19 protein-coding genes are annotated in these 23,543 nt (G+C 69.1%); 8 read left to right on the forward strand and 11 right to left on the reverse strand.

What is annotated here, in order from left to right; all coding sequences use genetic code 11:
• The first annotated feature begins 10 nt into the window (after nucleotides 1-10).
• Together ACH4D5_RS36270 and ACH4D5_RS36275 are read left to right on the forward strand one after the other, a co-directional pair.
• Nucleotides 11-343 carry a hypothetical protein gene (locus tag ACH4D5_RS36270; protein WP_398311590.1) on the forward strand — a complete coding sequence of 111 codons (333 nt, stop codon included), beginning with the start codon at nucleotides 11-13 and terminating at the stop codon, nucleotides 341-343.
• A gap of 173 nt (nucleotides 344-516) precedes the next feature.
• The gene (locus tag ACH4D5_RS36275; protein ID WP_398311713.1) at nucleotides 517-1,212 is read left to right on the forward strand and encodes a L,D-transpeptidase family protein; all 696 of its coding nucleotides are present in this window, start codon (nucleotides 517-519) and stop codon (nucleotides 1,210-1,212) included.
• A gap of 28 nt (nucleotides 1,213-1,240) precedes the next feature.
• Here ACH4D5_RS36275 and ACH4D5_RS36280 read toward each other — a convergent pair whose 3' ends face one another.
• The 3 genes from ACH4D5_RS36280 to ACH4D5_RS36290 all read right to left on the reverse strand — a co-directional run bounded on the left by ACH4D5_RS36280 (nucleotide 1,241) and on the right by ACH4D5_RS36290 (nucleotide 3,188).
• Nucleotides 1,241-1,681, reverse strand: a complete 441-nt coding sequence (locus tag ACH4D5_RS36280) for a pyridoxamine 5'-phosphate oxidase family protein (protein WP_398311593.1) — start codon at nucleotides 1,679-1,681, stop codon at nucleotides 1,241-1,243.
• Between the two features lie 59 nt (nucleotides 1,682-1,740).
• Complete coding sequence (locus ACH4D5_RS36285) at nucleotides 1,741-2,331, reverse strand: DinB family protein (RefSeq protein WP_398311596.1); 591 nt, start codon at nucleotides 2,329-2,331, stop codon at nucleotides 1,741-1,743.
• 125 nt (nucleotides 2,332-2,456) lie between these two features.
• Nucleotides 2,457-3,188, reverse strand: a complete 732-nt coding sequence (locus tag ACH4D5_RS36290; RefSeq protein WP_398311599.1) for a S1 family peptidase — start codon at nucleotides 3,186-3,188, stop codon at nucleotides 2,457-2,459.
• A 293-nt stretch (nucleotides 3,189-3,481) separates the two neighbouring features.
• Here ACH4D5_RS36290 and ACH4D5_RS36295 point away from each other — a divergent pair, with 293 nt between their 5' ends.
• The 4 genes from ACH4D5_RS36295 (at nucleotide 3,482) to ACH4D5_RS36310 (ending at nucleotide 10,029) form a co-directional block, all read left to right on the forward strand.
• Nucleotides 3,482-4,339: a calcium-binding protein gene (locus ACH4D5_RS36295; protein WP_398311602.1), complete on the forward strand. Its 858-nt coding sequence runs from the start codon at nucleotides 3,482-3,484 to the stop codon at nucleotides 4,337-4,339.
• A 335-nt stretch (nucleotides 4,340-4,674) separates the two neighbouring features.
• On the forward strand, nucleotides 4,675-6,306 hold the full coding sequence (locus ACH4D5_RS36300) for a M4 family metallopeptidase (RefSeq protein ID WP_398311605.1): 1,632 nt from the start codon (nucleotides 4,675-4,677) through the stop codon (nucleotides 6,304-6,306).
• Nucleotides 6,307-6,488: 182 nt separating this feature from the next.
• Nucleotides 6,489-7,739 carry a serine hydrolase domain-containing protein gene (locus ACH4D5_RS36305; protein WP_398311608.1) on the forward strand — a complete coding sequence of 417 codons (1,251 nt, stop codon included), beginning with the start codon at nucleotides 6,489-6,491 and terminating at the stop codon, nucleotides 7,737-7,739.
• Between the two features lie 544 nt (nucleotides 7,740-8,283).
• Complete coding sequence (locus ACH4D5_RS36310; protein WP_398311611.1) at nucleotides 8,284-10,029, forward strand: FAD-binding oxidoreductase; 1,746 nt, start codon at nucleotides 8,284-8,286, stop codon at nucleotides 10,027-10,029.
• Nucleotides 10,030-10,075: 46 nt separating this feature from the next.
• Here ACH4D5_RS36310 and ACH4D5_RS36315 read toward each other — a convergent pair whose 3' ends face one another.
• From ACH4D5_RS36315 to ACH4D5_RS36325, 3 genes are read right to left on the reverse strand one after another with little or no spacing between them, the layout of a single operon-like run.
• Complete coding sequence (locus tag ACH4D5_RS36315) at nucleotides 10,076-11,122, reverse strand: sulfotransferase (RefSeq protein ID WP_398311614.1); 1,047 nt, start codon at nucleotides 11,120-11,122, stop codon at nucleotides 10,076-10,078.
• On the reverse strand, nucleotides 11,119-11,457 hold the full coding sequence (locus tag ACH4D5_RS36320; RefSeq protein ID WP_398311617.1) for a RyR domain-containing protein: 339 nt from the start codon (nucleotides 11,455-11,457) through the stop codon (nucleotides 11,119-11,121). The genes ACH4D5_RS36315 and ACH4D5_RS36320 overlap by 4 nt, the downstream gene beginning before the upstream one ends.
• Nucleotides 11,454-13,697 carry a TIR domain-containing protein gene (locus ACH4D5_RS36325; RefSeq protein ID WP_398311620.1) on the reverse strand — a complete coding sequence of 748 codons (2,244 nt, stop codon included), beginning with the start codon at nucleotides 13,695-13,697 and terminating at the stop codon, nucleotides 11,454-11,456. Before ACH4D5_RS36325 ends, ACH4D5_RS36320 begins: the two co-directional genes overlap by 4 nt.
• 164 nt (nucleotides 13,698-13,861) lie before the next feature.
• Between ACH4D5_RS36325 and ACH4D5_RS36330 the strand changes: the two genes are divergently transcribed.
• Nucleotides 13,862-14,950, forward strand: coding sequence for a hypothetical protein (locus ACH4D5_RS36330; RefSeq protein WP_398311623.1), 1,089 nt, complete (start codon nucleotides 13,862-13,864; stop codon nucleotides 14,948-14,950).
• A gap of 43 nt (nucleotides 14,951-14,993) precedes the next feature.
• On the opposite strand, the gene ACH4D5_RS36335 is transcribed toward ACH4D5_RS36330, so the two are convergent.
• The 4 genes from ACH4D5_RS36335 to ACH4D5_RS36350 all read right to left on the reverse strand — a co-directional run bounded on the left by ACH4D5_RS36335 (nucleotide 14,994) and on the right by ACH4D5_RS36350 (nucleotide 20,765).
• Entirely contained in the window at nucleotides 14,994-16,676 is a 1,683-nt protein-coding gene (locus ACH4D5_RS36335) for an ABC transporter family substrate-binding protein (protein ID WP_398311626.1), read from the reverse strand.
• A 66-nt stretch (nucleotides 16,677-16,742) separates the two neighbouring features.
• Nucleotides 16,743-18,866: a dipeptide ABC transporter ATP-binding protein gene (locus ACH4D5_RS36340; protein WP_398311629.1), complete on the reverse strand. Its 2,124-nt coding sequence runs from the start codon at nucleotides 18,864-18,866 to the stop codon at nucleotides 16,743-16,745.
• The gene (locus ACH4D5_RS36345; RefSeq protein WP_398311632.1) at nucleotides 18,863-19,783 is read right to left on the reverse strand and encodes an ABC transporter permease; all 921 of its coding nucleotides are present in this window, start codon (nucleotides 19,781-19,783) and stop codon (nucleotides 18,863-18,865) included. Before ACH4D5_RS36345 ends, ACH4D5_RS36340 begins: the two co-directional genes overlap by 4 nt.
• 1 nt (nucleotide 19,784) lies before the next feature.
• Complete coding sequence (locus ACH4D5_RS36350) at nucleotides 19,785-20,765, reverse strand: ABC transporter permease (protein WP_398311635.1); 981 nt, start codon at nucleotides 20,763-20,765, stop codon at nucleotides 19,785-19,787.
• 423 nt (nucleotides 20,766-21,188) lie between these two features.
• On the opposite strand from ACH4D5_RS36350, the gene ACH4D5_RS36355 reads away from it, so the two are divergent.
• The gene (locus ACH4D5_RS36355) at nucleotides 21,189-22,124 is read left to right on the forward strand and encodes an endo-beta-N-acetylglucosaminidase H (protein WP_398311638.1); all 936 of its coding nucleotides are present in this window, start codon (nucleotides 21,189-21,191) and stop codon (nucleotides 22,122-22,124) included.
• A gap of 122 nt (nucleotides 22,125-22,246) precedes the next feature.
• On the opposite strand, the gene ACH4D5_RS36360 is transcribed toward ACH4D5_RS36355, so the two are convergent.
• Nucleotides 22,247-23,443, reverse strand: coding sequence for a TolB family protein (locus ACH4D5_RS36360; RefSeq protein WP_398311641.1), 1,197 nt, complete (start codon nucleotides 23,441-23,443; stop codon nucleotides 22,247-22,249).
• Nucleotides 23,444-23,543: the final 100 nt, after the last annotated feature.

Genomic DNA, 23,543 nt, shown 5'->3' on the forward strand with positions numbered 1-23,543 from the left:
CGCTGTGAACGTGCCACCGCCCTCCCGCCGCGCTGTCGGCTATGTGGTGAGCGCGGTGCTCACCATCGCCGGCGTCGGCGTCGTCTTGATCACCGTGTTCGGTGGCAGCACCACGCCCGACCCCGAGTCGTCCCGAGCGCCCACTGCCCACTCGGCCAAACCCACCAGCAAGACGGAGAGCGGCCCGAGCGCCGCCCCGACACCGGCGAAGAGCTGCCTGTTGTACGACTTCGAGTGCCAGGCCGAAGGCGGCTCCGCCGCCGTCCCCCGGCAGCCTCCGGTGCCGCCCGACAGCACGGTCGGCACCAGCGGGAACGGCCGTCTGACCGGCGACACGGGCTGACCCGGCTCGGCCGGCACGTCGGCTCTGGGCACCACTGCCGCCAGGGCGGGTCTCTGTTACACACCTGTGCCAATTCGTCCTGCAACGAACCATGGGTCTGGCTTGTCTAGCAGGTGGAGTCCGACCCGCGGACGAATGACGCATGCCGCGTGACGAATGAGGAGTGGACAGCAGTGGGGGACATACGCAGATCAGGAGCCGTGGCTCTGGGGATCACCATGCTGGTGGCCCCGCTCACGGTGGCGGTGGGCACCGGCAGTGCTCAGGCCGCATCGTGCTCGACGCAGACCGGGCCGTACCAGAAGCAGGTCGAGAAGTTCCTCGGCCGCCCGGTGGACGGCAAGCAGTCGCCGGCCGACTGCAAGGCCATCAAGGCCTTCCAGACGAAACACAAGATCAGCCCGAACGCCGGGTACGCGGGCAGCGTCACCTGGGGCGTCATGAACCTCATGAACAAGCAGAAGGCGGTGGGCGACAACCCCAACAAGGCGGGCAAGTGCCCGACCGACAAGGGGCGCATCGCCTGTGTCGACCTGACGCTCCAGCTCAGCTGGATCCAGGACGGCAAGAACCTCAAGTACGGTCCGGTCCCGGTGCGCACCGGCCGCAACGGCCACGAGACCCGCACCGGCCTGAAGAAGGTCTACTGGCGCAACATCGACCACGTGTCGAGCATCTACCACGTGCCGATGCCCTACAGCCAGTTCTTCGACGGCGGCCAGGCATTCCACTCCGTCGGCATCAGCGTCTGGTCCCCGCCGGGCTCCCACGGCTGCGTCAACATGACGAAGAAGGACGCCGTGAAGTACTGGAACATGCTGCGCAAGGGCGACGACGTCTTCGTCTACGGCCGCAAGCCGGGCACCTGATCCACGGCGGCGACACAGGGCTCACGGCTCAGGACGGAACGACGGCATAGCTGAGGTCCTGGGCCGTGAGCGAAGTGGGCGCCAAACGCAGCCACATCGTGCCTCGTTCGCTCGGATCGTCATACAGATAGCTCACGAACCGCGCATCCCACAGGGTTTCGTCCGCTCCCAGATAGCGGGCCAGTTTGCGACGCCCCCTCGGCACGTCGAACGGCACCAGCGCAGCCTGCCCCCGGGCGATCACCTGTTGCACACATCCCGTCAAGAGATCGCACTCGTCCACCACGAGCGCCACGCTCGGGTCGTTCTTCACGCGGTCGAACAAGCGGGTCCACGGACCCGTCAGCACCCAGAACGCGCCGTCCTCCCACAGGAACCAGACCGGGCGCACAGTGGGGCCGTCGGTGGCGATACGAGCGGTGAGCGGCCGCTGCAGGAACGTATACACGTCGAAGCTGTGAGATGTCACGTCGCCAATCTTCTGGTGCCGCGCGCCTCTTGCCCACCGACCTGCGACCTAGGACCACATCACCTGTCAGACGCGGCGTCGGCTTCTTTGGCGGCTCGCTCGATCTTCGCTCGATGCGCCTCCCAGAAGGCCATGTCGCCCTGCTGGGCCGCGTATTCGGCTGTTGTCCCTGTCGAGCCGTCGAGCTGTTCACGCAGGATGTCCGCGTGTCCGGCGTGCCGGCTGGTCTCGATGAGCATGTGGACCAGGATGTTGAACAACCGCACGTCGGGGCGCGGCCACCACGGAACGTGACCGGGGGAGTCGATAGCGAGGCCCATGATCGTCGCGTCCGAGTGCTCCCACACCCGACGGTAGCGGCCGGTGATCTCCTCGCGCGTCTCGTGTTCGGTGGCCCACATGTCGGTGCCGCGCTCGGCGTCGTCGTCCCATCGGGGCAGCGGCTCGGGGAACGGCCGGTCGAAGACCTCGCCGAAATACCGGGACTCCCAGATCGACAGGTGTTTCACCAGGCCCAGGAGGTTGGTGCCGGTCGAAGTGAGCGGGCGTCGGATGTCGTACTCGGCGAGCCCGTCGAGCTTCCAGAGCAGCGCCTCGCGCACCACTCGCAGGTCGTTGTGCAGGTACTCTTTCGCGAAAGCATCGATCATGTGAGACGACTCTGCCACGATCGGCGGCGGGCCGATGCATAGGCCGATGCATGGGTCGATGCACGGGCGATGTAGACCGTGACGCGACGCCGGTGACATGCCGGCGCCGCGTGCGCGTGCCGGCGCTATCGGCGAATGACCGAGCGAATCCAGGAGAGTTGCTGGGACACCTCCCCGGCCTCGGCGCTCTTCTCCCGGTCGGAGCCGTTGAAGACGCCGATGAGGGTTTCGGTGCCGCGCGGGCCGACGGTCATCACCGGGCCTCCGGAGTCGCCCCCGGCGGGAATCCCGGACACCTTCTTCATGCAGAAGTCGGGGCCGCCCGGCGCGGTGTGGCCTGCGCACAGGGGGTCGTTGGGCCGGACGACCTTCAGGTCCGACTGCTTGAGGACGGGGGACTGGCAGGCGCTCTCGTCGGTGGTGCAGGTGGCACCCCAGCCGTACACCCGCACGGCCTGCCCGCGGTGGACGCCGACGGTGGCCAGGCGCGCCGTGGGGATGTTCATCGGCGGCACCTTGACGAGCATCATGTCGGCGTGCGCGCTGCCCACGCGCTTGCCGCGGATGGGGCGGACCGTGGTGCCCCTCCGCATGTCGAGCTTGCCCACCCGGAAGGAGATCCGCTTGTCGGCGACCGGCTGCGCCTGCTCATAGAAGCAGTGCGAGGCGGTGAGGATCCACTGGCGGGCGACCGCGGTTCCTGTGCAGGCCGGTTTGCCGTCAACGAGCATGCGTACCGCCCACGGACCGTAGGTGCTCTTTGATCCGCCGATTACGGCGAAGGCCGGAGGGGACGACATGATCGAGCCCGTGACCAACACCAGGGCGGTCAGCAGCAGTACACGAAAGCGACGCATTGTGCAGAACAACTCCTCTCAGAGGGGTACAGCCGTACAGGTAGTGAGAGCCCCTCCTGAGCAAAAGCGTTCCGTGCTGGCCCTGCGACATCAGGGCATCAGGGCAGCGGAGGGGTGGGCCTGGGCCCTCCCGTGTTGAGAGAGCTGTCGCGGCGCGGCGCCGTCCACGTACCGGTCACCACTCTGTCCACCGCTGTTCATGAGCTGCCGGGCAACTCCGTTCTCAGGCCTCCTGTCTAACCGGGTGACCAGAAGCACCACCGCACACGTGCACCCTGAAAGGTCACTTCCGCATGCGCATTCACCGGACCATCGCCGCCACCGCCACCCTCGCCCTGACTCTCGGTACGGCCGCCTTAACGGCGTCGACCGCCCAAGCCACTGCCCCGTCCGCCGCTCGGGCCACGGCCTCCGTCGTCGTCGCGGACGGCGAGCTCTGGTACAAGGCGGCGCCCGGTCAGCAGAACAAGGTGACGGTCGACGAAGAGATCGACCACCGCGGCGAGCACGACTCCTACTACGTCCTCACCTTCCACGACCGGTACGACATCGCCATCTCCGCCGATGCGGCGGAGTGGGACGAGTGCGTGTACCCCGAGGAGGGTGACCACACCGCCGTACGCTGCGCGGTGAAGATCCCGGAGAACTCGGACGACTCCGACAGCTACGACATCGACCTCGGCGACATGGACGACACCGCGACCCTCTCGCTGGACAGCCAAGCCTGGGCCGGGATCTACGGCGGCAAGGGCAACGATGTCATCAAGGCGTCGGAGTCCGCGCTCCTGCACGGCGGCGACGGAGACGACCGCCTCGACGGCGGTGGCGGTCCGATGGGCTTCGGCCCGTGGGGCGACGCCGGGAACGACACCCTCACCCGCTGCAGCCAGGACTGCTTCGGCGGCCCCGGCAACGACTCCCTGACCGGCACCGGCGAGGAGAACACGCTGCACGGCGAGGACGGCAACGACGTTCTGCACGGCAAGGGCGGCGCCGACGTCCTCTACGGCGGCAAGGGCAACGACAAGCTGTACGGCGAGGCGGGCGACGACACGCTGTGGGGCAACAGCGGCGACGACGTCCTGTGGGGCGGCACGGGCACCGACAAGCTGTCAGGCGGGCCGGGCCGCAACGAACTCCACCAGGACTGAACCGCACCCCGAGCCAGGATTCCGGCCACTCATAAAACGCGGGTTGCTCCTCGACCCTGACACACCGCCGCCCCGGGTGAACAACTCCCCGGGGCGGTAAGCGCGTTGCTGGTGCCGCTGGCGTGCACCACCTGTTCGCATTGCGTATGTCGACCATCGCTCAACGGACCATATTCAGCCAACATCCAGCCCAAATGCTGACATGTACCTGGCTCGAATGGCACGCTTCCCCGCAACACGCTGCACGTACAGCAACACGCTGCACGCCCGCATCGCGTCTTTTTCTGCCTCGGGCGGCCCTCCATGCCTCCCGGGCCCCCACAGATGGAGCCTGCGTGACCTCTCACATATCCCGTAAGCGTTCGACACTGACGATCGCCACCGCCGTCGCCGCCGGAGCGCTGCTCACCGCCGGACTGACCACCGGCGCCTCCGCCCAGCCGGACAACGACACCGAGCCGTCCGGCTCCCCCGTCGCCCTGTCGGCCACGGCCCGCGCGGACCTCCTCCAGGACGCGACCGCCGACAGATCGGCGACCGCCGACAAGATCGGCCTGGGCGCCAAGGAGAAGCTGGTCGTCCGCGACGTCGTCAAGGACGCCGACGGCACCACCCACACCCGCTACGAGCGCACCTACGAAGGCCTGCCCGTCCTCGGCGGCGACCTCGTCGTGCACGCCGCCAAGAGCGGCAAGGTGAAGAGCGTCACCAAGGCGACCGAGGCCACCGTGAAGGTCGCCTCCACGGATGCGAAGTTGGGCAAGTCCTCGGTCGCCAAGTCCGCCGAGTCGTCCGCAGCCAAGGCGAAGACCGCCGAGGCCGACGCCCAGTCGCCGCGCAAGGTGATCTGGGCCGCCTCCGGCAAGCCCGTCCTGGCGTACGAGACCGTCGTCACCGGCGTGCAGAAGGACGGCACCCCCAGCCGGCTGCACGTCATCACGGACGCCGCGACCGGCAAGAAGCTGTACCAGTACCAGGCCATCGAGAACGGCACCGGCAACAGCCAGTACAGCGGCAAGGTGAAGGTCGGCTCCAAGAAGGTCGCGAGCGGCTATGAGCTGACCGACAAGGCCCGCGGCGGGCACCGCACCTACGACCTGAAGCACGCGGAGAGCGGCGCCGGCAAGCTCTTCAAGGACGCCAACGACGTCTGGGGCAACGGCAAGCCCTCGAACGCGCAGACCGCCGCCGTCGACGCCGCCTACGGTGCCCAGCTCACCTGGGACTACTACAAGTCCGTGCACGGCCGCAAGGGCATCAACGGTGACGGCAAGGGCGCGAGGTCGCGGGTCCACTTCGGCAACAACTACGTCAACGCGTTCTGGGACGACAGCTGCTTCTGCATGACGTACGGCGACGGTGAGGGCAATAAGAAGCCTCTCACCTCGATCGACGTCGCGGCGCACGAGATGACGCACGGTGTCACCTCGGCGACCGGCAACATGGAGTACAGCGGTGAGTCCGGCGGCCTCAACGAGGCCACCTCCGACATCTTCGCCACCGCCGTGGAGTTCAAGGCCAAGAACCCCAAGGACGTCGGTGACTACCTCATCGGCGAGAAGATCGACATCAACGGCGACGGCACCCCGCTGCGGTACATGGACAAGCCGAGCAAGGACGGCGGCTCCCTGGACAAGTGGAGCACCAACGCCGGGAACGTCGACGTCCACTACTCCTCGGGCATCGCCAACCACTTCTTCTACCTGCTGTCCGAGGGCAGCGGCAAGAAGCGGATCAACGGCGTCGAGTACAACTCGCCGACCGCGGACGGTTCCAAGGTGCTGGGCATCGGACGCGGCAAGGCCGAGAAGATCTGGTACAAGGCCCTGACGACGTACTTCACCTCGACCACCGACTACAAGGCGGCCCGTAAGGGCACGCTGAAGGCGGCGAAGGACCTGTACGGCTCCAACTCCACCGAGTACAAGCGCGTGGCCGCCGCCTGGACCGGCGTCAACGTCAAGTAACTCCTGAATCGGTCAAGTGAGGGGCGGCGTCCGCAACGGACGCCGCCCCTTTTGGCCTGCCGTTCACGCGCCGTAGGCCGAGCCGTCGGCCGACTGTCGTTACGATCATGGCCAGGCGGGCACCGACCGATGCCCGCTCTCATGAAGCGCACCGAGCGCTCCAAAGGTGGGGGCAACACCTGATGACAAGAACCAAGTTCAGTCGTACCGCGACGGTGACCGTGACCAGTGCGGTGTTCGCCGCGCTCGGCGCGACGACGGCCGTGGCCGAGCCCGGGAGCGGCTCGCAGACCGACCCGGCGCCGGTGCGTGCCGCCCTCGACCGCACCGTCGCCGCGGGCGCCCCCGGCGCCTTCGCCGTCGTGCACGACCGCGACGACGCGGGCCGGGACCTGCGTGTCGCCGTCGGCAAGTCGAATCTGAACGGCACGGCGATGAAGACCGACCGGCGGTTCCGGGTGGGCAGCAACACCAAGATGTTCACGTCCGTCCTCGTGCTGCGCCTCGCCGAGCAGGGACGCATCGACCTGGACAAGCCGCTGCGCGACTACCTCCCGGCCGGCACCCTGCCCGCGGACTGGGACATGACGGGACGCCAGGTCCTCCAGCACCGCTCCGGGATCTTCGACCACACGAATGACCTCCTGGAGCAACCGGGGGAGGAGACCACCAGCGCGTTCGAGCAGCGCATCCGCAACACCGTCTACCGGCCCGCCGATCTGGTGGCGCTTTCGGTGAAGCACGGCAAGCAGTTCACGCCGGGATCGCGCTACTCGTACTCGAACACCAACTACGTCCTGCTCGGCATGGCCGTCGAGCACGTCACCGGCACGTCCTATGCGCAGGCCCTGCGCAAGCAGATCATCGAGCCGCTCGGTCTGCGCAAGACGTCCTATGTGGTTCCCCGCAAGACCATCACAGGGGCGCACGTCACCGGCTACCTGACGAACGACGATCGCACCAAGCCGCTGTTGGACTCCACCGAGCAGAACGGCTCCTGGGTGGGCTCCGCCGGTGCCGTCATCTCCTCGGCAGCCGATCTGGACACCTTCCTGTCGGCGCTGCTCGCGGGCGGCGCCGGCGGTCTGGTCTCCGACGAGTCGGTACGGCAGATGACGACCGCGCTGCCCACTCCGACGGCGAAGGTCTCCTACGGGCTCGGGCTGCGCGAGATCACCCTGTCCTGCGGGAAGGTGTACGGCCACGGCGGCATCGTCCAGGGCTACCAGACCCAGTCCTTCGCCACCCGCGACGGCCGCCGCACGGTGGTGGCCTTTGCCAACGCCTCCAACAACAGCGGAGTCACCCAGGCCCTGACCAACACCCTCGAACCGGCCTTCTGCGGCACCAAGCCCCCTGCGGCCGCGAAGTTCAAGCGCTCGCCCGCCCCGGCTCCCGCTTCCGTTCCGGTGGTCGACGACACCCGGTTCTGACCCCGGCTCGGCCGTGTGCCGAACCCGGTGACCCGTCTGGCCGGCCCGACCGTGCCGGCAAGTCGCGCGCAGCCAGCCGGACGACGAGCTGGGCCTCCCGCGAGGACGCCCACCTCGCGCGCAGCCAGCCGGACGACGAGCTGGGCCTCCCGCGAGGACGCCCACCGCCGCCGGGGAGACCTGCCCGAAGAAGTAACCCCGGCACGCCGTCGGCTCCCAGGCCACCCTTCCTTCTCGGAGGGTGGCCTGTCTGACTTACCCACACCACCCGTACGCAGCGTCCGGGGTCTCGTGCGCCGTTGCCTCACTCGCGCCGCGCCCGAATGGAGCGACTGGACAGTCCGCGCGAAGGGCACCTGAGCGGCCGTTCGGGTGCGCATAGTTGCACATGTTGCAACCAACCATGGCGTGACCGGCAGTTCGGACAGTTTTCTCAATGAAGCTATTGCGTCACCCCTGACCCGCTGGGCTAATGTCGTGATCGATCATCGTTCGATGCGTCTTCAACTTCCTTTGGGACAAGACCAGTTGGTGGAGTGTGGCCATGAGAAGGACAAACAAGACAAACGGCTCGGATGAGGCGAATCAGGGTGGAGCGCTGGGTCGAAGATCCCTTCTGACCGGCGCCGCCGCGGTCGCCGGGGGAGCGGCCCTGACCACCGCCCCGCCCGCGGCCGCCCAGACACCCGCGCGCCCCGGGGGCGTTGCCGCGGCCGCCGTCGCCACCGGCCCGCAGACCGCCCCCGGCACGCCCGACTACATCACCGTCGCCCCGGGCGACGCCCGCTTCCCCGACCTGGTGCGCGGCATCAACCAGCGCTGGGTCGCCAAGCCCGACTACGTCCGCCTGGTCACCACCACCGCCCAGGCCGTGCGGGCCGTCCAGGACGCGGTCGCCGCGGGCAAGCGGCTGACCGTCCGCAGCGGCGGGCACTGCTACGAGGACTTCGTCTTCAACAAGGACGTCCAGGTCGTCATCGACATGTCCGGGATGACCCAGGTCTACTACGACAGCGGCAGGAACGCCTTCGCCGTCGAGGGCGGCGCCTCCAACCTCCAGATATACGAGACGCTCTACAAGCTGTACGGCGTCACGCTCCCGGCGGGCTCCTGCGCCTCCGTCGGCGCCGGCGGTCACATATCCGGCGGCGGTTACGGCCTGCTCTCCCGCCTGCACGGCCTGACCGTCGACCACCTCTACGGCGTCGAGGTCGTCACGGTGGACAAGAACGGCACGGCCAAGGCCGTCGTCGCCACCCGCGACTCCACCGACACCGCGCTCAAGGACCTGTGGTGGGCCCACACCGGCGGCGGTGGCGGCAACTTCGGCCTGATCACCCGCTACTGGCTGCGCACCCCCGGCGCCACCGGCACCGACCCCACCAAACTGCTGCCGAAGCCGCCGTCCGAGGTCTTCGTCCACGCCACGGCCTTCCCCTGGAAGGACATGACCGAGGCGTCCTTCACCCGGCTCCTCCAGAACTGGGGCACCTGGCACGAGCGGAACAGCGCGCCGGACTCCAAGTACAACTCCCTGTTCGGCCTGCTGAAGCTGAACCAGCGCGCCAACGCCGAACGGTCGGAGATCGTCCTGCTCACGCAGATGGACGCCACCGTCCCCGACGCCCAGGCCCTCCTGGACGACTACCTGGCCGCGGTCTCCGCGGGCGTGGGCGTCACCCGCCGAGCGATGACCCAGCGGTCCGGTGAGCACGCGGCCATGCCGCAGTTCGCCAAGCCGCGCACGCTGCCCTGGTACATCGCCACCGACTACCTCAGCGGCGGCAACCCCACGCTGTACGGCAAGTACAAGTCGGCATACGCGCGCAAGGGCTTCTCCGCCACCCAGATCAAGGCGATGTACAAGCACCTGACGCGCACCGACTACAGCAACGGCGACGCGCTGCTCCAAGTCGACTCGTACGGCGGCCGCATCAACAGCGTCAAGCCCGGCGACACCGCGGTGCCGCAGCGCGACTCGGTGCTCAAGCTCCAGTACCAGACGTACTGGACCGACCCGGCCGACGAGGCCAGGCACCTGGCCTGGATCCGCGACTTCTACAAGGACGTGTACGCGGAGACCGGCGGCGTTCCGGTGCCGAACGACATCAACGACGGCTGCTACGTGAACTACCCCGACAAGGACCTCGGCGACGCCGCCTGGAACACCTCGTCGACCGCGTGGAACAGCCTCTACTACAAGGACAACTACGCCCGCCTGCAGAAGGCGAAGGCGGCCTGGGACCCGAAGGACATCTTCCGGCACGCCCAGTCGGTCCGCCTGCCGTAACCCGGCACACGCCCCTGTGACCACTGCTCCTCTTCGAGGGCGGTGGTCACAGGCGGTCCGGTCGCTCCCGCAGCGCGCGGGTGCCCGGAGCGCAGCTGCTCCTCAGCTCGTCGAGTTCGGCGGCCGTCAACTGCTTCTCGGCCGAGCCGCGGCGGCCGGCGTCGAGCCGGGCACACGCGCCGTCCAGCCACTGAGGGGACGGCTCGACGCCGACGAACGCGGCGAGGCGGGTGAGTTCCTCGCGCGGCGCGTCGATGAGGTCCTCGTAGGCGAGCGTCATGCGCCGGTCGTGCGGCAGGTCGTCGAGGAATCGGACCCCTTGGGTGATGAGCTCGGACCACAGGGTGCCGAAACGGCGCAGAGGGATGTCGCGGTCTCGTACGAGCGCCGGGTCGAAGCGGTCGTCGAGCAGCGGTGCGAGTTCCGGGGGCAGGGCCCGCACCTGCTCGGCCGTCAGGTCGGCGAAGCTCTCGACCCCCGTCCGTTCGCGGATCTCACGCAGCAAGGCGATCACGCGGTATCCGGGATGGCGGCTCATGGACAGCGCGCAGTCCGGCCCGTCCCGGAAAAGGTGCACGAATTTCGCGTACGGGAAGGCCGCGCGCAGCCCCGGTGCCCAGCCCGTCGAGTAGCCGGAACGCTCCACGACGTGGGAGCGGCCGAACCGTGCGCCGAGCCACGCGAAGAGCGCCTCATGGTGTGCGGCGGCGGTGCGGTCGGGCCAGCCGAGGACCGCCGCACGGATCTCGTCGAGCAGGCCGTCGGGGTCGGCGGTCAGGTGGGGCAGCACCATGAGGGAGAGCGCCGGGATGCTCGTGGTCTCGGCCGCGTACCGCCCCGGGCGGCGGGTGTAGAGGAATTCCGGCATCAGCACCCCGCTGCGGATCATGTTCGCGAAGTACGGGGTGGGCCGGAAGAGCGCCTCCCAGAACTCCGCTCCCGACACGGAGCCTGCAGGGAAGGCCGCGTCCCCGACCGAGGCCATGTATTCGTTGAGGCTGAGCACGTCGGGGTGGCTGTTCAGGATGCCCGACAGCGCGGTGGAGCCGCTTCGGCCCGTTCCGATGACGAAGGTCAGACTGCGCAAGGTCACTTCCCGTCCGGGTCCGGTTCTTCGAATGTGTAGCCGTACAGCAGGATCAGTTTGACCGTCTCCAGGGCCAGCAGACGGTCCGTCTCCTGCTCCTCGTGCGTCAGGTCGGCGTAGGGCACCAGCAGCGGATGCGTGCGTCTGCGGTCGCTGCGGCGGCGGCCGTGACGCCAGCCCTCCGCCAGCCGCTGCCGCGCCCAGTTGTCGTGCGCGTGCTCCGCGAGGACCTCGACCAGCGCGTGCAGGCTCTCGGGGACCTCCACGCCGTCGGTCTCGGCGGCGGCCGGTGCCCAACTCCCTTTCTGCGTGCGGGCGTTCCTGCGCCCGCGGAAGTTCATCCGGCCCTCCTCGGCGGGCTCGGCCACGCCCGTCGGATCGCTTCGACGAGCAGTGTGGCGGCGGCATCGGAAGCGTACGCCCTCCACAGTTTGTCCTGGTCAGGACGGTGCGAACCGGTCCCTGCCCCGGCCCTTTCCGTACCCGCCACCCCGCACACCAGCGAGACGGGGACATGGGTGCGACCGGCGCGGCGCACGTGGGTGACGGCTCCCGCCGCGTCGGAGCCGTCGAGCTCCACCGCGGCAAGATCGGGCCACGTGTCGAGCAGCGAGCGCAGCGCCGGGTCCGCGCTCCCATCGACGGGGGAGTCACCTGAGGCGACGGCACCGACGAGGATGCCGGGCCCGCTCTCCCGGGGCGGCGTGGCGGGCGGCTGTTCATAGATGTTCGCGGCCCAGGAGGCGTGGTTGAGGTGCATGCTCTCACCCAGGGCCATAATCCCCTCGTGGGCCAGATGGCTGCGGTCGGTGCGCGGCAGACAGGCCTGGTCGAGTTTGTCGAGGGTGTAGCCGTGGACGCGGCTGGAGATCACGACATCGCCAGGGGCCAGGTTCGCTTCGAGGCCGCAGCAGAGACCGACGAAGACCACCGTCTCCGGCCGCCACTCCTCGATCGTGGCGGCGAACGCGCCCCTCACACCGTCCGGACCGCAACAGGGCTCGGCCAGCACCAGTTCGTACGCGGTACTGCGGCCGACCGCCTCGACTCCGGCGCGCAGCCAGGTGCGGCCCGCACCACGCCGCACGGACTCCACCCGCGCACCGGTGGTCTCCACATGCCGGCGCAGCGCCTGATGCGCCTCGGGCAGGAGGCTGATGACGGCGATGTCGGCGTGCCGCCCGGCCGCGGCGCCGCCCGGTGACAGGGAGCGCCCGGGATGCAGGCGCTCCCGGAGCCTGCGGCGCTCGACGAACTCACGGTCGACGTCCTGGCCGATGACGGCGACCTGTTCGTCGCGGCCCAGCAGGTCGACGGACCGCCCCTGGAAGCTGACCTGCCCGGCGACCCCGGCCTCCAGGAAGTACGGCAGGATCACCAACTGGCCGTCAGCGCGCAGGCGTTCGGCGATGCGGTACTCCTCCCGGCAGTACTTGCTGTCCCAGTAACGCTGGCTGATCAGCGGGACGAAGACGCGGCACGCCGCGACGTTCGCCGACAGCTGGCTGTGCCAGTCCGCGCCGAGCTCGATGGAGTTGCGGCGCAGATAGTGGAAGTAGGGGAGGTTGTGCAGTTCGAAGGCGCGGCACACCTGTTGCGCAAGGGAGTTGTCCTCGAAGGCGTTGCTGAGGAAGACGCTGCCCTCGGCGCGGCCCAGGCTGCGGAAGTAGCCGATGCCTTCCTCGTACGTCTCGAACTCGAGGCGTGGCCGGTAGAAGCGGTCCACGAGATCCTGGAGCCGGCCGCCGAGCTGTTCGGGATGGGACCAGTACACGGCGATGCGGTCGGCCTGCTCGACGGCCCGCAGGGCGGCGCCGCTCAACAGCGGGGACGGGCGGGGCACGTAACTCCCGTCCGGCGGCTCGTGGATGAGCTTGAGTGTGGGGACGAACCGGCCGTGCAGCAGCGGGAAGACCCAGTCCGCGGCGCGCGGCGAGGCCACGTCGAGGATGACGAAGTCGCAGGCGTCGACCGCGAGCAGGAACTCGAACACGTCCTGGAAGTCCAGCGGGATCTCCCGTGACGCGTATCCCGCGTGGGCGATCGAGTCCCGGATGTGCGGCAGGGCGGCGCGGTACGCCGGATCGTCCGGCAGGATCAGCCCGACCGTGCCGATGAGCCCCTTGGCCGTATGCCCTTCCGGACCGCTTCGTGCGGCCAACCGCGCGATGGCGGGGCGCAGTTCCTCCGGCCCCGGCAGCCGGCGCCGGTTGAAGACGACGCGCTGCTCATCGGCGACGGGGAAGAAGCCGGCCGAGACGCCGTTCTCCATGAAGACCAGGCGGGGCTTCTTCGCCTGCAGGGCCAGATCGTGTTCGTGGACCATGAACGGCGAGGCCCGGTAACGCCGTTCTTCCTCGCGGCGGGTCACCACGCCCACCAGGCAGGCGCTCTGCCGCATCAGCAGTTCGAGATGGGTCGGGGACAACGGATTCGTCTTCGGGTCGACGGCGAACGTGAAGCCCTCGTCCCAGAAGATGTCCCAGAAGTATTCGTTGAGCTCCCGGTCCTCCGCCCAGTAGCTGTGGCTGAAATAGGCGGGGGTGCGCGCCTGTTGGCGGATACGGCTACTGCCGGACATGTTCCTTTCCCTCCCCGTTTCCGCCGTGGAGTACACCATGGCGGACGGACATGGGCGGACGGAGCCGTGGGCGCTCGCGGACCGCTCACGCCCCGCTGCCGTACGGCGCCGCACGGCTAGACTGGAGCATGCCTTCGTCGCACGAGCCGCGTCCGCTCATTGCCGTGATCGGCAGCGTGGACCCGAGCCGTACGTTCGCCCACCCGCTCGTCGCGGCACACCTCGCGCCCGGGGCCTGCCGCAGCCTGGGCGCGGAGCTCGCCCGCGCGGGATGCGACGTGGCGGTCTTCTCCAGCAGCCCGGAATACATCGAGACCGATGTCGTACGCGGCTACGCGGACGCCTGCACCGAGCGGCTCCCCGGCCGGGTGGCCGCCTACCCGCCGCGCCACCGCGACGTGGACTTCGGTCTGTCGCCGCGCGCGCATGTGCGGGTGGAGATCCTGCGGGACACCAGCGGTGAGTGGGAAGTCGCCTTCTACCGCACGCTCTTGGTGTGCGACGGAGTCCTGCTGATGGGCGGCGGCCAGTCCACGAGGGTGGCGGGGATCGTCGCCCTGTCGCAGCGGCTGCCACTGGTGCCGGTCGCGGCCTTCGGCGGCGGGGCGGGCCAGGTGTGGGTCAACTTCGACCGCGTGCGCAACGACGCGGACGACGCCGACATCCGCCTCATGGGCGACAACTGGACCCCGGACTCCGCCGCCAGGCTAGTCGCCTGCCTGCAGCGCCAGCGCGAGCGGAAACTGCGGCGCCTCGCGGAGGCCGAGAGCGAACAGCACGCGGCGACACGGCGTGCGGCGACCGGGTTGGCCGCGGCGGCCGTGTGCCTGGTCACGGCGCTGACGGGCCTGGTCACGGCCAGTCCGCCACGCCCGGCCCGCGCACAGGACCTGGTGGTCCTGGTGGGCGCCCCGCTCGTCGCCGCGGCGGCGGGCGCGATCATCCGCAATTCCTTCGAGGGCGACGCGCGGTGGGGCCGGGCGTCGGTGCGGGGACTGGGTGCGGGCCTGGTCTCGGTCCTGCTGTACTTCGCCTCCCAGCTTCTGAGCGTGCCCACGCTCCTCGACGCCCTCGACGTACGCCGTCTGCTGTTCTTCACCATCCCGCTCGGCTTCACGGCGGGTTTCACCTTCGACCTCGTCTTCGAACGTCTTCGCGAGGGCACGGTGGGCCCGCCGTCTCCACCGCCCCCGGACCCGATGGCGCCGGGGACGGCGGCGCCTGGGCAGGGGGCGTCGGGGGCGAGGGAGTGAGCGGGCCCGCTGCCCGGGACAGACCCCGGGGGCTGGGTGAGGCCTACTTCTCCCAGCCCACCGTCTCCGGCAGCGGGTTGAGGAAGATGGTCGCGCCCACGTTCGCCAGGCCCTTCTTGACGCTGTACGTCGACGGGCCGCTGTACATCGGGAGCCGGGCGTAGTCCTGGAAGGCCTTCTGCTCGGCCTTGTTCGCCGCCGCTGCCTGCTTGTCCGGATCGGCGATGTCCGCCGTGGCGCGGATCTCCTCGTCCAGCGCCGGGGACCCGGCTCCCGTGAGGTTCGAGTCACGGTCGGAGCAGTACATCTCGCACAGATAGCGAGCTCCGTAGGGGTCCATGGAGCGGTTGCCCGAGAGGAACAGGTCGAACTTCCGCTCGCTGAGGATGTTGGAGAAGTCCGCGTCGTCGGCCTTCTTGACGGTGAGGCGTACGCCGACCGGCTTCAGCATCGCGGTCAGGGCGCCGGCGGTGGCCTTGCCCAGCGGGTCGTCGCCCAGCAGCGTGTAGCCGACCTCCAGCTTCTTGCCGCCCTTCTCCCGGATCCCGTCGCTCCCCGGCTTCCAGCCCGCCGCGTCGAGGTCCTTCTTCGCCTGCTCGGGCCCGTACTTCAGGACGGCCGAAACGTTGTCCTCGTACCCCTTCTGGAAGCTGTAGAGCAGCCCCGAGCCGGGCAGCGGCTCCTTGTAGTCCAGCCCCTGGAACTGGATCTTCGCGATCTGGCTGCGGTCGATGCTCTCCTGGATCGCCTTGCGCACCGCCTTGTCCCCGAGAACCGACGACTTGGTGTTGAAGTAGAGCGAGTACACGAACGGGCTGCCACCGCTCCGGATCTCGGTGCCCTTGAGCCCCTTCACCTGCTTCAGACTCTCGGCGTCGACCGCGGAGACGTAGTCGAGCTGACCGTTCTTGAACGCGTTGACCGCCGCGGTCGACTCCAGGTTCACGTAGACACGCTTGTCGAGCTTGCCCTTCCTGCCCCACCACTTCGGGTTGCGGACGAAGGTGATGTTGCCCGAGTGGGTGTCCCACTTGCCGACCGTGTACGGGCCCGCGCCCCACTCGGGATGCGCCTTCTTCACGTACGCCTTGTTGAAGTTGTCGACCTTCGCGGCCTTCGGATGCAGGAACGTGGTGAACAGGCTCGGCCAGGAGGCGTTGACGCCCTTGAAGGTGACGACGGCCTGCTTGTCGTCCTTACCCCGCGCGACCTCGGTGATCTGGTCGTAGCCGTCCGTGGCCGAGGCCGCGTAGTCCTTGTCGGTACCGTTGTTGGCTTTCCACGTGGCTCTGATCGCGGTCCAGTCGATCGGCGTTCCGTCGTTGAAAGTGGCCTTCTTGTTGATCGTCAGGACGACCTTCTGGTTGCCGCCCTTCACGGACACCTTCACATCGCTGAAGTAGTCCGGGTTGTAGCGCACTTCACCGGTCGGCGAGAAGGTGATCGCGTTCGCGTTGTACCAGGCCCACACCCGGGTCGCCGTCAGGGTGCTGTTGACGTTGAACGGGTTGCCCTGCTCGTCGAACGTCCCCGCCGTCGTGTAGGTGCCGCCGTCCTTGAGCTTGTCGTACGCCGTCGGGTTGTAGTCGGCGGCTCCCGACGCGGCGGACGGGGTCCCCTTCCCCGCCGAGCCCGCGGCGCCGTCACCGGGCGAGGACTGGCACGCGGTGGCGGTGACGGAGATGGCTGCTATGAGGGCGACGGGCAGGGTCAGTCTTGCGCGCATGGGAGAGCGTCCTTGTGTTGAAGGTGGGGTGGGAAATGGAGTGGGAGCAGGGGGAGTGGGTGCGGCTCACGCGGCGTGGCAGGCGTACGCGTGGCCCGGCTGGCCCGGTACCGGCGTGGGCATGGGGCGTTCCGTGCGGCACCGCTCCCGGACCTCGTCGTCGGCGAGGCGGTACAACGGGCAGCGGTCGATGAACACGCAGCCGCGCGGCAGGTCCGTGGCGCTGGGCTGCTCGCCCTTCAGGACGATCCGCTCGCGGGTGCGCTCGCGCTCGGGGTCGGGGACGGGGATCGCCGACAGCAGCGCCCGCGTGTAGGGGTGCTTCGGGTCGGAGAAGAGCGTCTCCGTGTCGCCGGTCTCGACGATGTGCCCCAGGTACATCACCGCGATGCGGTCGCAGATGTAGCGGACCACGGCGAGGTCGTGCGCGACCATGAGATAGGCGAGGCCCAGCTCGCGCTTGAGCCTGCCGAGCAGGTTGATCACCCCGGCCTGGACCGATACGTCCAAGGCGGAGAGCGGCTCGTCGAGGGCGAGCAGTCTCGGGTCCGTGGCCAGCGCGCGGGCGATGCCGACGCGTTGGCGCTGGCCGCCCGAGAGCGCGGCGGGGAAGCGGTCGCTCACCGTGGGGTCGAGGCCGACGAGCGTCAGCAGTTCGTGGACGCGGGAGCGGACCGCGTCGCGGTCGCGGCCGACGACCCGCAGGGGTTCTGCGAGCAGCTCGTGGACGGGCAGGCGCGGGTCCAGCGCGCCCAGCGGGTCCTGCATGACGATCTGCACGTCGTGCCGCAGGGTGCGAGCGTGCCCGGTTGCGGAAGGAGCATCCGACGTACCGGCGTCCGTTGCGGTCGTCGCGCCGACCTCCCTCCCCGCGATCTCGATCCGGCCGCCCTCCGGCCGTCTGAGCCGCAGGATCTCCATCAACGTCGTCGTCTTGCCGCTGCCCGACTCGCCCACCAGGCCCAGCGTCTCCCCGGCACGCAGTTCGAAGCTGACACCGTTGACCGCGTGCAGGGTGCCGACCCGGCGTTTGACGAACGCGCCCTTGGTGACGGGGAAGGTCTTGACGAGGTCCTCGACGCGCAGCACCACATCGCCGAGCTCGGTACTCGCCGTGCCCGCCCGCCGGTCGTCGACGGGTGTAACGCCTCCGGCCGGGTCCAGGGTCCCGTCGGCCACCTCGGCCGCGCGCAGGCACGCCACGTCCCCGTGCCCCGTCACGTGACGCAGCTCGGGCTCCTCGGTGCGGCAGGCGTCGAGCGCGAGTGCGCACCGGCTCGCGAAGGGGCAGCCGTGAGACAGACGCGCGAGGGCGGGCGGCTCTCCACCGATGGGGACGAGTGGGCGGCGCACCCCGCCGTCCACGGTCGGCACCGCGGCGAGGAGCCGCGCGGTGTACGGCATCGTCGGCCGACGGAAGAGGGAGCGCACGTCCGTCTTCTCCACGAAGCGGCCCGCGTACATGACGGCGACGTCGTCCGCGTGGCCGGCCACGACGCCGAGGTCGTGGGTGATGAGGACGAGCCCGGCGCCGGTCTCCTGTTGCGCGAGGCGCAGGACGTCGAGGATCTGCGCCTGCACGGTGACGTCGAGTGCGGTGGTGGGCTCGTCGGCCACGAGGACGCTCGGCCGGTTGGCGATCGCCAGGGCGATGACCACACGCTGGCGCATGCCGCCGGAGAACTCGTGGGGGAAGGCCGAGGCGCGGTTGTGGGGGTCGGGGATGCCGACGAGGTCGAGCAGTTCGACGGCTTGCTTCCAGGCCGCCTTCTTGGACAGGTCCTGATGGACCCGGAGTGCGTCGGAGAGCAGTCTGCCCACGGAGAAGATGGGGGTGAGCGCGGACAGGGGGTCCTGGAAGACCATGCCGATGGATTTCCCCCGTACCCGAGACAGCGCCCGGTCGTCGAGGCCGACCAGGTCCTGACCGCCGAGCAGGACCTGACCGTGCAGCTCGGCGGTGGGCGGCAGCAGGCCCATGACGCCCGTCGCGGTGGCCGACTTGCCCGAGCCGGACTCGCCGACGATGCCGAGGGTGCGGCCCGGCAGCAGATCGAAGCTGACGCCGCGCACCGCTTCGACGGGCCCCGCCTCGGAGGGGAAGGAGACGCGCAGGTCGCGCACGGAGAGCACGGGGGCGGTGCCGGTGGGGGAGGCCTTGCCGTCGAGCAGAGGGGTGGTGAGTGTCATCGTCGGCCTCCCGCCGCGCCGGTCACAGAGGTGGGGTCGAGGGCGTCGCGCAGCCCGTCGCCGATGAACGTCATCGACACGGTGAGCAGGACGACGAGGGCCGCGGGGAAGGCGAAGAGCCATGGGGCGCTGGTGACGGTGGTCGCCCCGTCGGCGAGCATCGTGCCGAGGGAGACGTCCGGGGTCTGGACACCGAAGCCGAGGAACGACAGCGCGGTTTCACTGAGTACGGTCGCGACGACGCCGAGCGTCAGGTTGACGATGAGTAGGGAGCCGAGGTTGGGGATGATGTGACGCAGGATGATGCGCAGCGGGCTCACCCCCATGAACTCCGCCGCCGTCACGTAGTCCCGCTCGCGCAGCGAGGTCGAGACGGACCAGATGACGCGCGCGGTCGACATCCAGCCGAACACGGTGAGGACGACGATGAGGACGCGCCAGTCACCGGCCAGCCGGTTGGAGACCAGGGCGAGGATGAGGAACGAGGGGACGATCAGCAGGAAGTGGATGACGGCGAGCGTCAGCCGCTCCACCCGGCCGCCGAAGTACGCGGCGCCGGAGCCGATGACCGCGGCGACGACGACCGTCAGGACGGACACGCTCACGGCGATCACGAGCGAGCGCCGCAGTCCGTGCACCGCACTGGCGTAGATGTCGTTGCCGCCCTGGTTGGTGCCGAACCAGTGCACGTCGCTCGGCGGCTGGGTGAGGGCGGTGAAGTCGGCGTCGGTGTGGGTGTAGGACGTGAACAGGCCCCCGAAGACGCTGAACAGCACGAGCAGCCCGAAGATCACGACGCCGGCGACGGCGAGGCGGTTGCGCAGGAAGCGCCGCAGATAGAGCCGGCCGCGCCCGAGCTCCGCGTGCGGCCGGGCCGTATCGGTCCGGGGCGGGACGGCATCGGTCACTGTCGCCATGTCAGTTCACCCGCACTCTCGGGTCGAGGAAGACGGTGGCGATGTCCGCGAGGATCGCGCCGATCGCGGTGAGCACCGCGGCGAACGCGGCGGTCGCGACCGTGCCGTGCACGTCGTTCTTGCTGATGGTCTGGATGAAGTAGCGGCCCATGCCGTTCCAGCCGAAGATCGTCTCGGTGATGATGGCTCCGGTGAAGATGGCGGGCACGCTGAACGCCACGGAGGCCGCGGTCGGGATCAGCGCGGCGCGCAGTGCGTGCCTGCGGACGGCCTGGCCGCGGGTCAGGCCGGTGGCCTGGGCCGTGCGCACGAAGTCGGCATTGATCGTGTCGAGCAGCAGCGAACGCTGCGTCAGGTGGTAGCCCACGTAACCCATCAGCGTCAGGGTGAGCGTCGGCAGGATCAGATGGAGGAGACGGTCACCGATCGTCGGGAGCAGTCCCTCGACGTTGGGGGAGCTCTCCCCGGCGACGTAGAGGAAGTCGAGGCCGGCGTGCTGGTTGAGCCAGATGGCGACGAAGACGACGGCGAGTGCGGCGACGGACGTCGGGACGTTGAACACCGCGATGGAGACGGCCTGTGCGACGCGGTCGGCCAGGCCGTACTGGCGTGCGGCGGTGTAGACGGCGAGCGCGACACCGATCACGACGGACAGGATGGTCGCCGTGACGACCAACTGGGCGCTGACCAGCGCGCGGTGGCCCACCTCGCCGTTGACGGAGACGCCGGTGGGCGACCTCCCCCAGTCGAAGTCGAGGGTCACGGAGGTGAGCCAGTTCCACCACCGGTGAACGAGCGGCTCACCGGGGTCGAGGTTGTACGGGGCGAGGGCCCGCGAGATCTGTGCCTCGCTGCGGGCGGGGCGCAGCTCTTTGAAGTTCGACCGGGGGTCCAGAAACCAACTGGACAGGAAATAGGTCGCGTTGGTCGCGACCACGATCATCAAGAGCCAGCCACCCGCCTTGCGCACTACATAGCGCATGGGGCGGCCCACCCCCTCACCACATGCGTGGGGTGCGCCGGTACGGCGTCGGAGAGACAGGTCGAGTGCATGGGTGGTGGAGCTTTCTGCGGGCGAACGGGTACGGAACGGTGCCGCGAAGGGGCGAATGTCAGCTTGGTCCGTACTAGGTGGTCACACCAGGTTGTGACCGGTCCCGCCATGAGCTCGCAACGTTGTCGTTGAGCCCGCAACATTGCTGTACGGCTCGCAATGCGGCCGCAACAAAATGATCTTCCCTTCAGGGGCTGCGCCCGGCACCGATCGACGGCGCAACTGCGTGGAAGTCGTGAAGAGTTCGCCCTGGATCTTCAGAATTCGGTCACGAGAGCGGAAAACTCTGAGGCTCGCTCGGATCTTTCGAACAGACCGGGCGCCGACCCCACGATGGGAGACCGATCAACGATGTTCAGTCTGGTACGGAGCAGAGCGCGGACGGCCGCGCTCGCCCTCTCGGCCGTCGCGGCCCTCGCCTTCGGCACGACCGCCACGACCGGCGCGGCAGCGGCCCCCGCTCCCGCCCCCGTCCCCGCTGCCGCGAAGCAGGGACCGACCTCGGTGGCGTACGTCGAGGTGAACAACAACAGCATGCGCAACGTCGGCAAGTACACCCTCGCCAACGGCGGTGACAACGTTTTCGACGTCGCCGTGATCTTCGCAGCGAACATCAACTACGACACGGGTACGAAGTCGGCGTACCTGCACTTCAACGAGAACGTCCAGCGCGTCCTCGACAACGCCGACACCGAGATACGGCCGCTGCAGGAGAAGGGCATCAAGGTCGTCCTCTCGGTGCTCGGCAACCACCAGGGCGCCGGCTTCGCCAACTTCCCCTCGCAGAAGGCGGCCTCCGCGTTCGCGAAGCAGCTGTCGAACACCGTGACCAAGTACGGCCTCGACGGCATCGACTTCGACGACGAGTACGCCGAGTACGGCAAGAACGGCACCGGCCAGCCCAACGCCAGCTCGTTCGTGCACCTGGTGACGGCGCTGCGCGCGAACATGCCGGACAAGATCATCAGTCTCTACAACATCGGTCCGGCCGCATCGCGCCTCTCCTACGGCGGCGTCGACATCTCGTCCAAGTTCGACTACGCATGGAACCCGTACTACGGCACCTGGCAGGTCCCGCGCATCGCCCTGCCCAAGTCGAAGCTGTCACCGGCGGCCGTGGAGATCGGCGGGACCTCGCAGAGCACATCCGCCGCCCTCGCCCGCCGCACCGTCGCGGAGGGCTACGGCGTCTACCTGACGTACAACCTCGACGGCTCCGACCGCAGCGCCGATGTCTCCGCATTCACCAGGGAGCTGTACGGCAGTAACGCCGTCTACACGCCGTAGGAGGACCGCGCGCTCCGCGCTTTAGACAACGATGTCGGGGCGCGGTCGTGCGGCCCTGGGGGCGTCTCACTTCACGCCGAGCGGGACGCCCCCCGCTTAGCCGAGGGCTCGGTGAAGTCCGGTCAGCGCAGGGTGCGCACGAAGACGTCTCCGATGAGGTTGGTGTCGTCGGGGACCAGACCGGGGTGGTAGGAGCTGAAGACGGCCGTCGACTCGTCCGTGCTCAGTGCCGCCCGGGCCACGGTGACGGGCCTGCCGTCCTGGCCGGGTGAGAGCAACTCCTCGTGGCCGGTGCGCGGATCGCGCAGGATCAGGCCCAGCGTCGTGCCGTTCATGTCGGCCGTGTTGAGGAGCAGCTTCGAGCCGTCCGCCGACAGATCCGACACCTGGGTGAGATCGGTGGGGGAGTGGCCGTCGTACCGCTGCACTGTGCCGGTGCGCAGGTCACGGACGAACGCGTTCCAGGACGTGCCGGTGTCCCCGTTGGGGTCGGTGCCCGGGACCAGGTTGGTGGCCACCGAGTTGAAGCCCACCTTGGATCCGTCGGCGCTCAGCACCGGAGCAAGCGCCGACCTGTCGGCCGGCGCCCCGTTGTGGGTGACATCGGCCTGCACGGTCCGCCCGGTCACGCGGTCGTACACCAGAATGTCCGCCTGGTCGTCGTCGGACGGCCCCGAATAGCCGACCCGGTAGGCCACCTTGCGGCCGTCGGCGCTCATGGAGATGTCCTGGCAATCGCGGTTCGTGGAGGGGCCGGCCCGCCACAGCTGCTGGGTCCGGCGGTCCAGGAGCATGATCCGGCAACGGGACGTGCCGTTCTCATCGGCAGCGGTCTTGGCCACGAAGGCGACATACCGCCCGTCCGCGCTGAGCGGGGCCGCGCCGAAGGTCGCGCGGTAACCGCCGTCCAGCGCGGGCGCGACGGGCTCGATGCGCCCGGTGCGCAGGTCCATGGCATGGACGGAGTACTTCTGGGTCGCGGCCGAGTACGACGTGAACGTCAGGTGGTGCCCCGAATCGGACACCCGGGGCAACATCGTCGACTCGCCCGGCAGCTCCACGCGCTTGAGGGGCGCGTCGGGAGCCGTCCGGTAGAAGACGTTGTTGGGCATGACGGTGCCGGGCACCAGGTTGGTCGCCGACGACATGAAGGCGACGACGCGTCCGTCCGCGCTGACGGTCGGATCCACCGAGTGATGGTTGCCGCCGGTGCCGTCGGGTGCCACGCTGATCCGTTCGGTGCGTGGGGCCCGGTCGTCGCTCGCCGCCCCCGCGGGCCAGGCGAGACAGGTGACGGCGGCCGCCAGGGCGGCGGTCATGGAGATACGTAAGGAAGGTCTCATCAGGTGGTCCCCCTTCGGCCGAGGGGGCCGCAGCCACCCCGCGTGCCTCGCTGGTGCCTCTCCCGGCAACGCCCCG

It is taken from the genome of Streptomyces sp. NPDC018029, from assembly GCF_044327655.1.
Classification (GTDB): domain Bacteria; phylum Actinomycetota; class Actinomycetes; order Streptomycetales; family Streptomycetaceae; genus Streptomyces.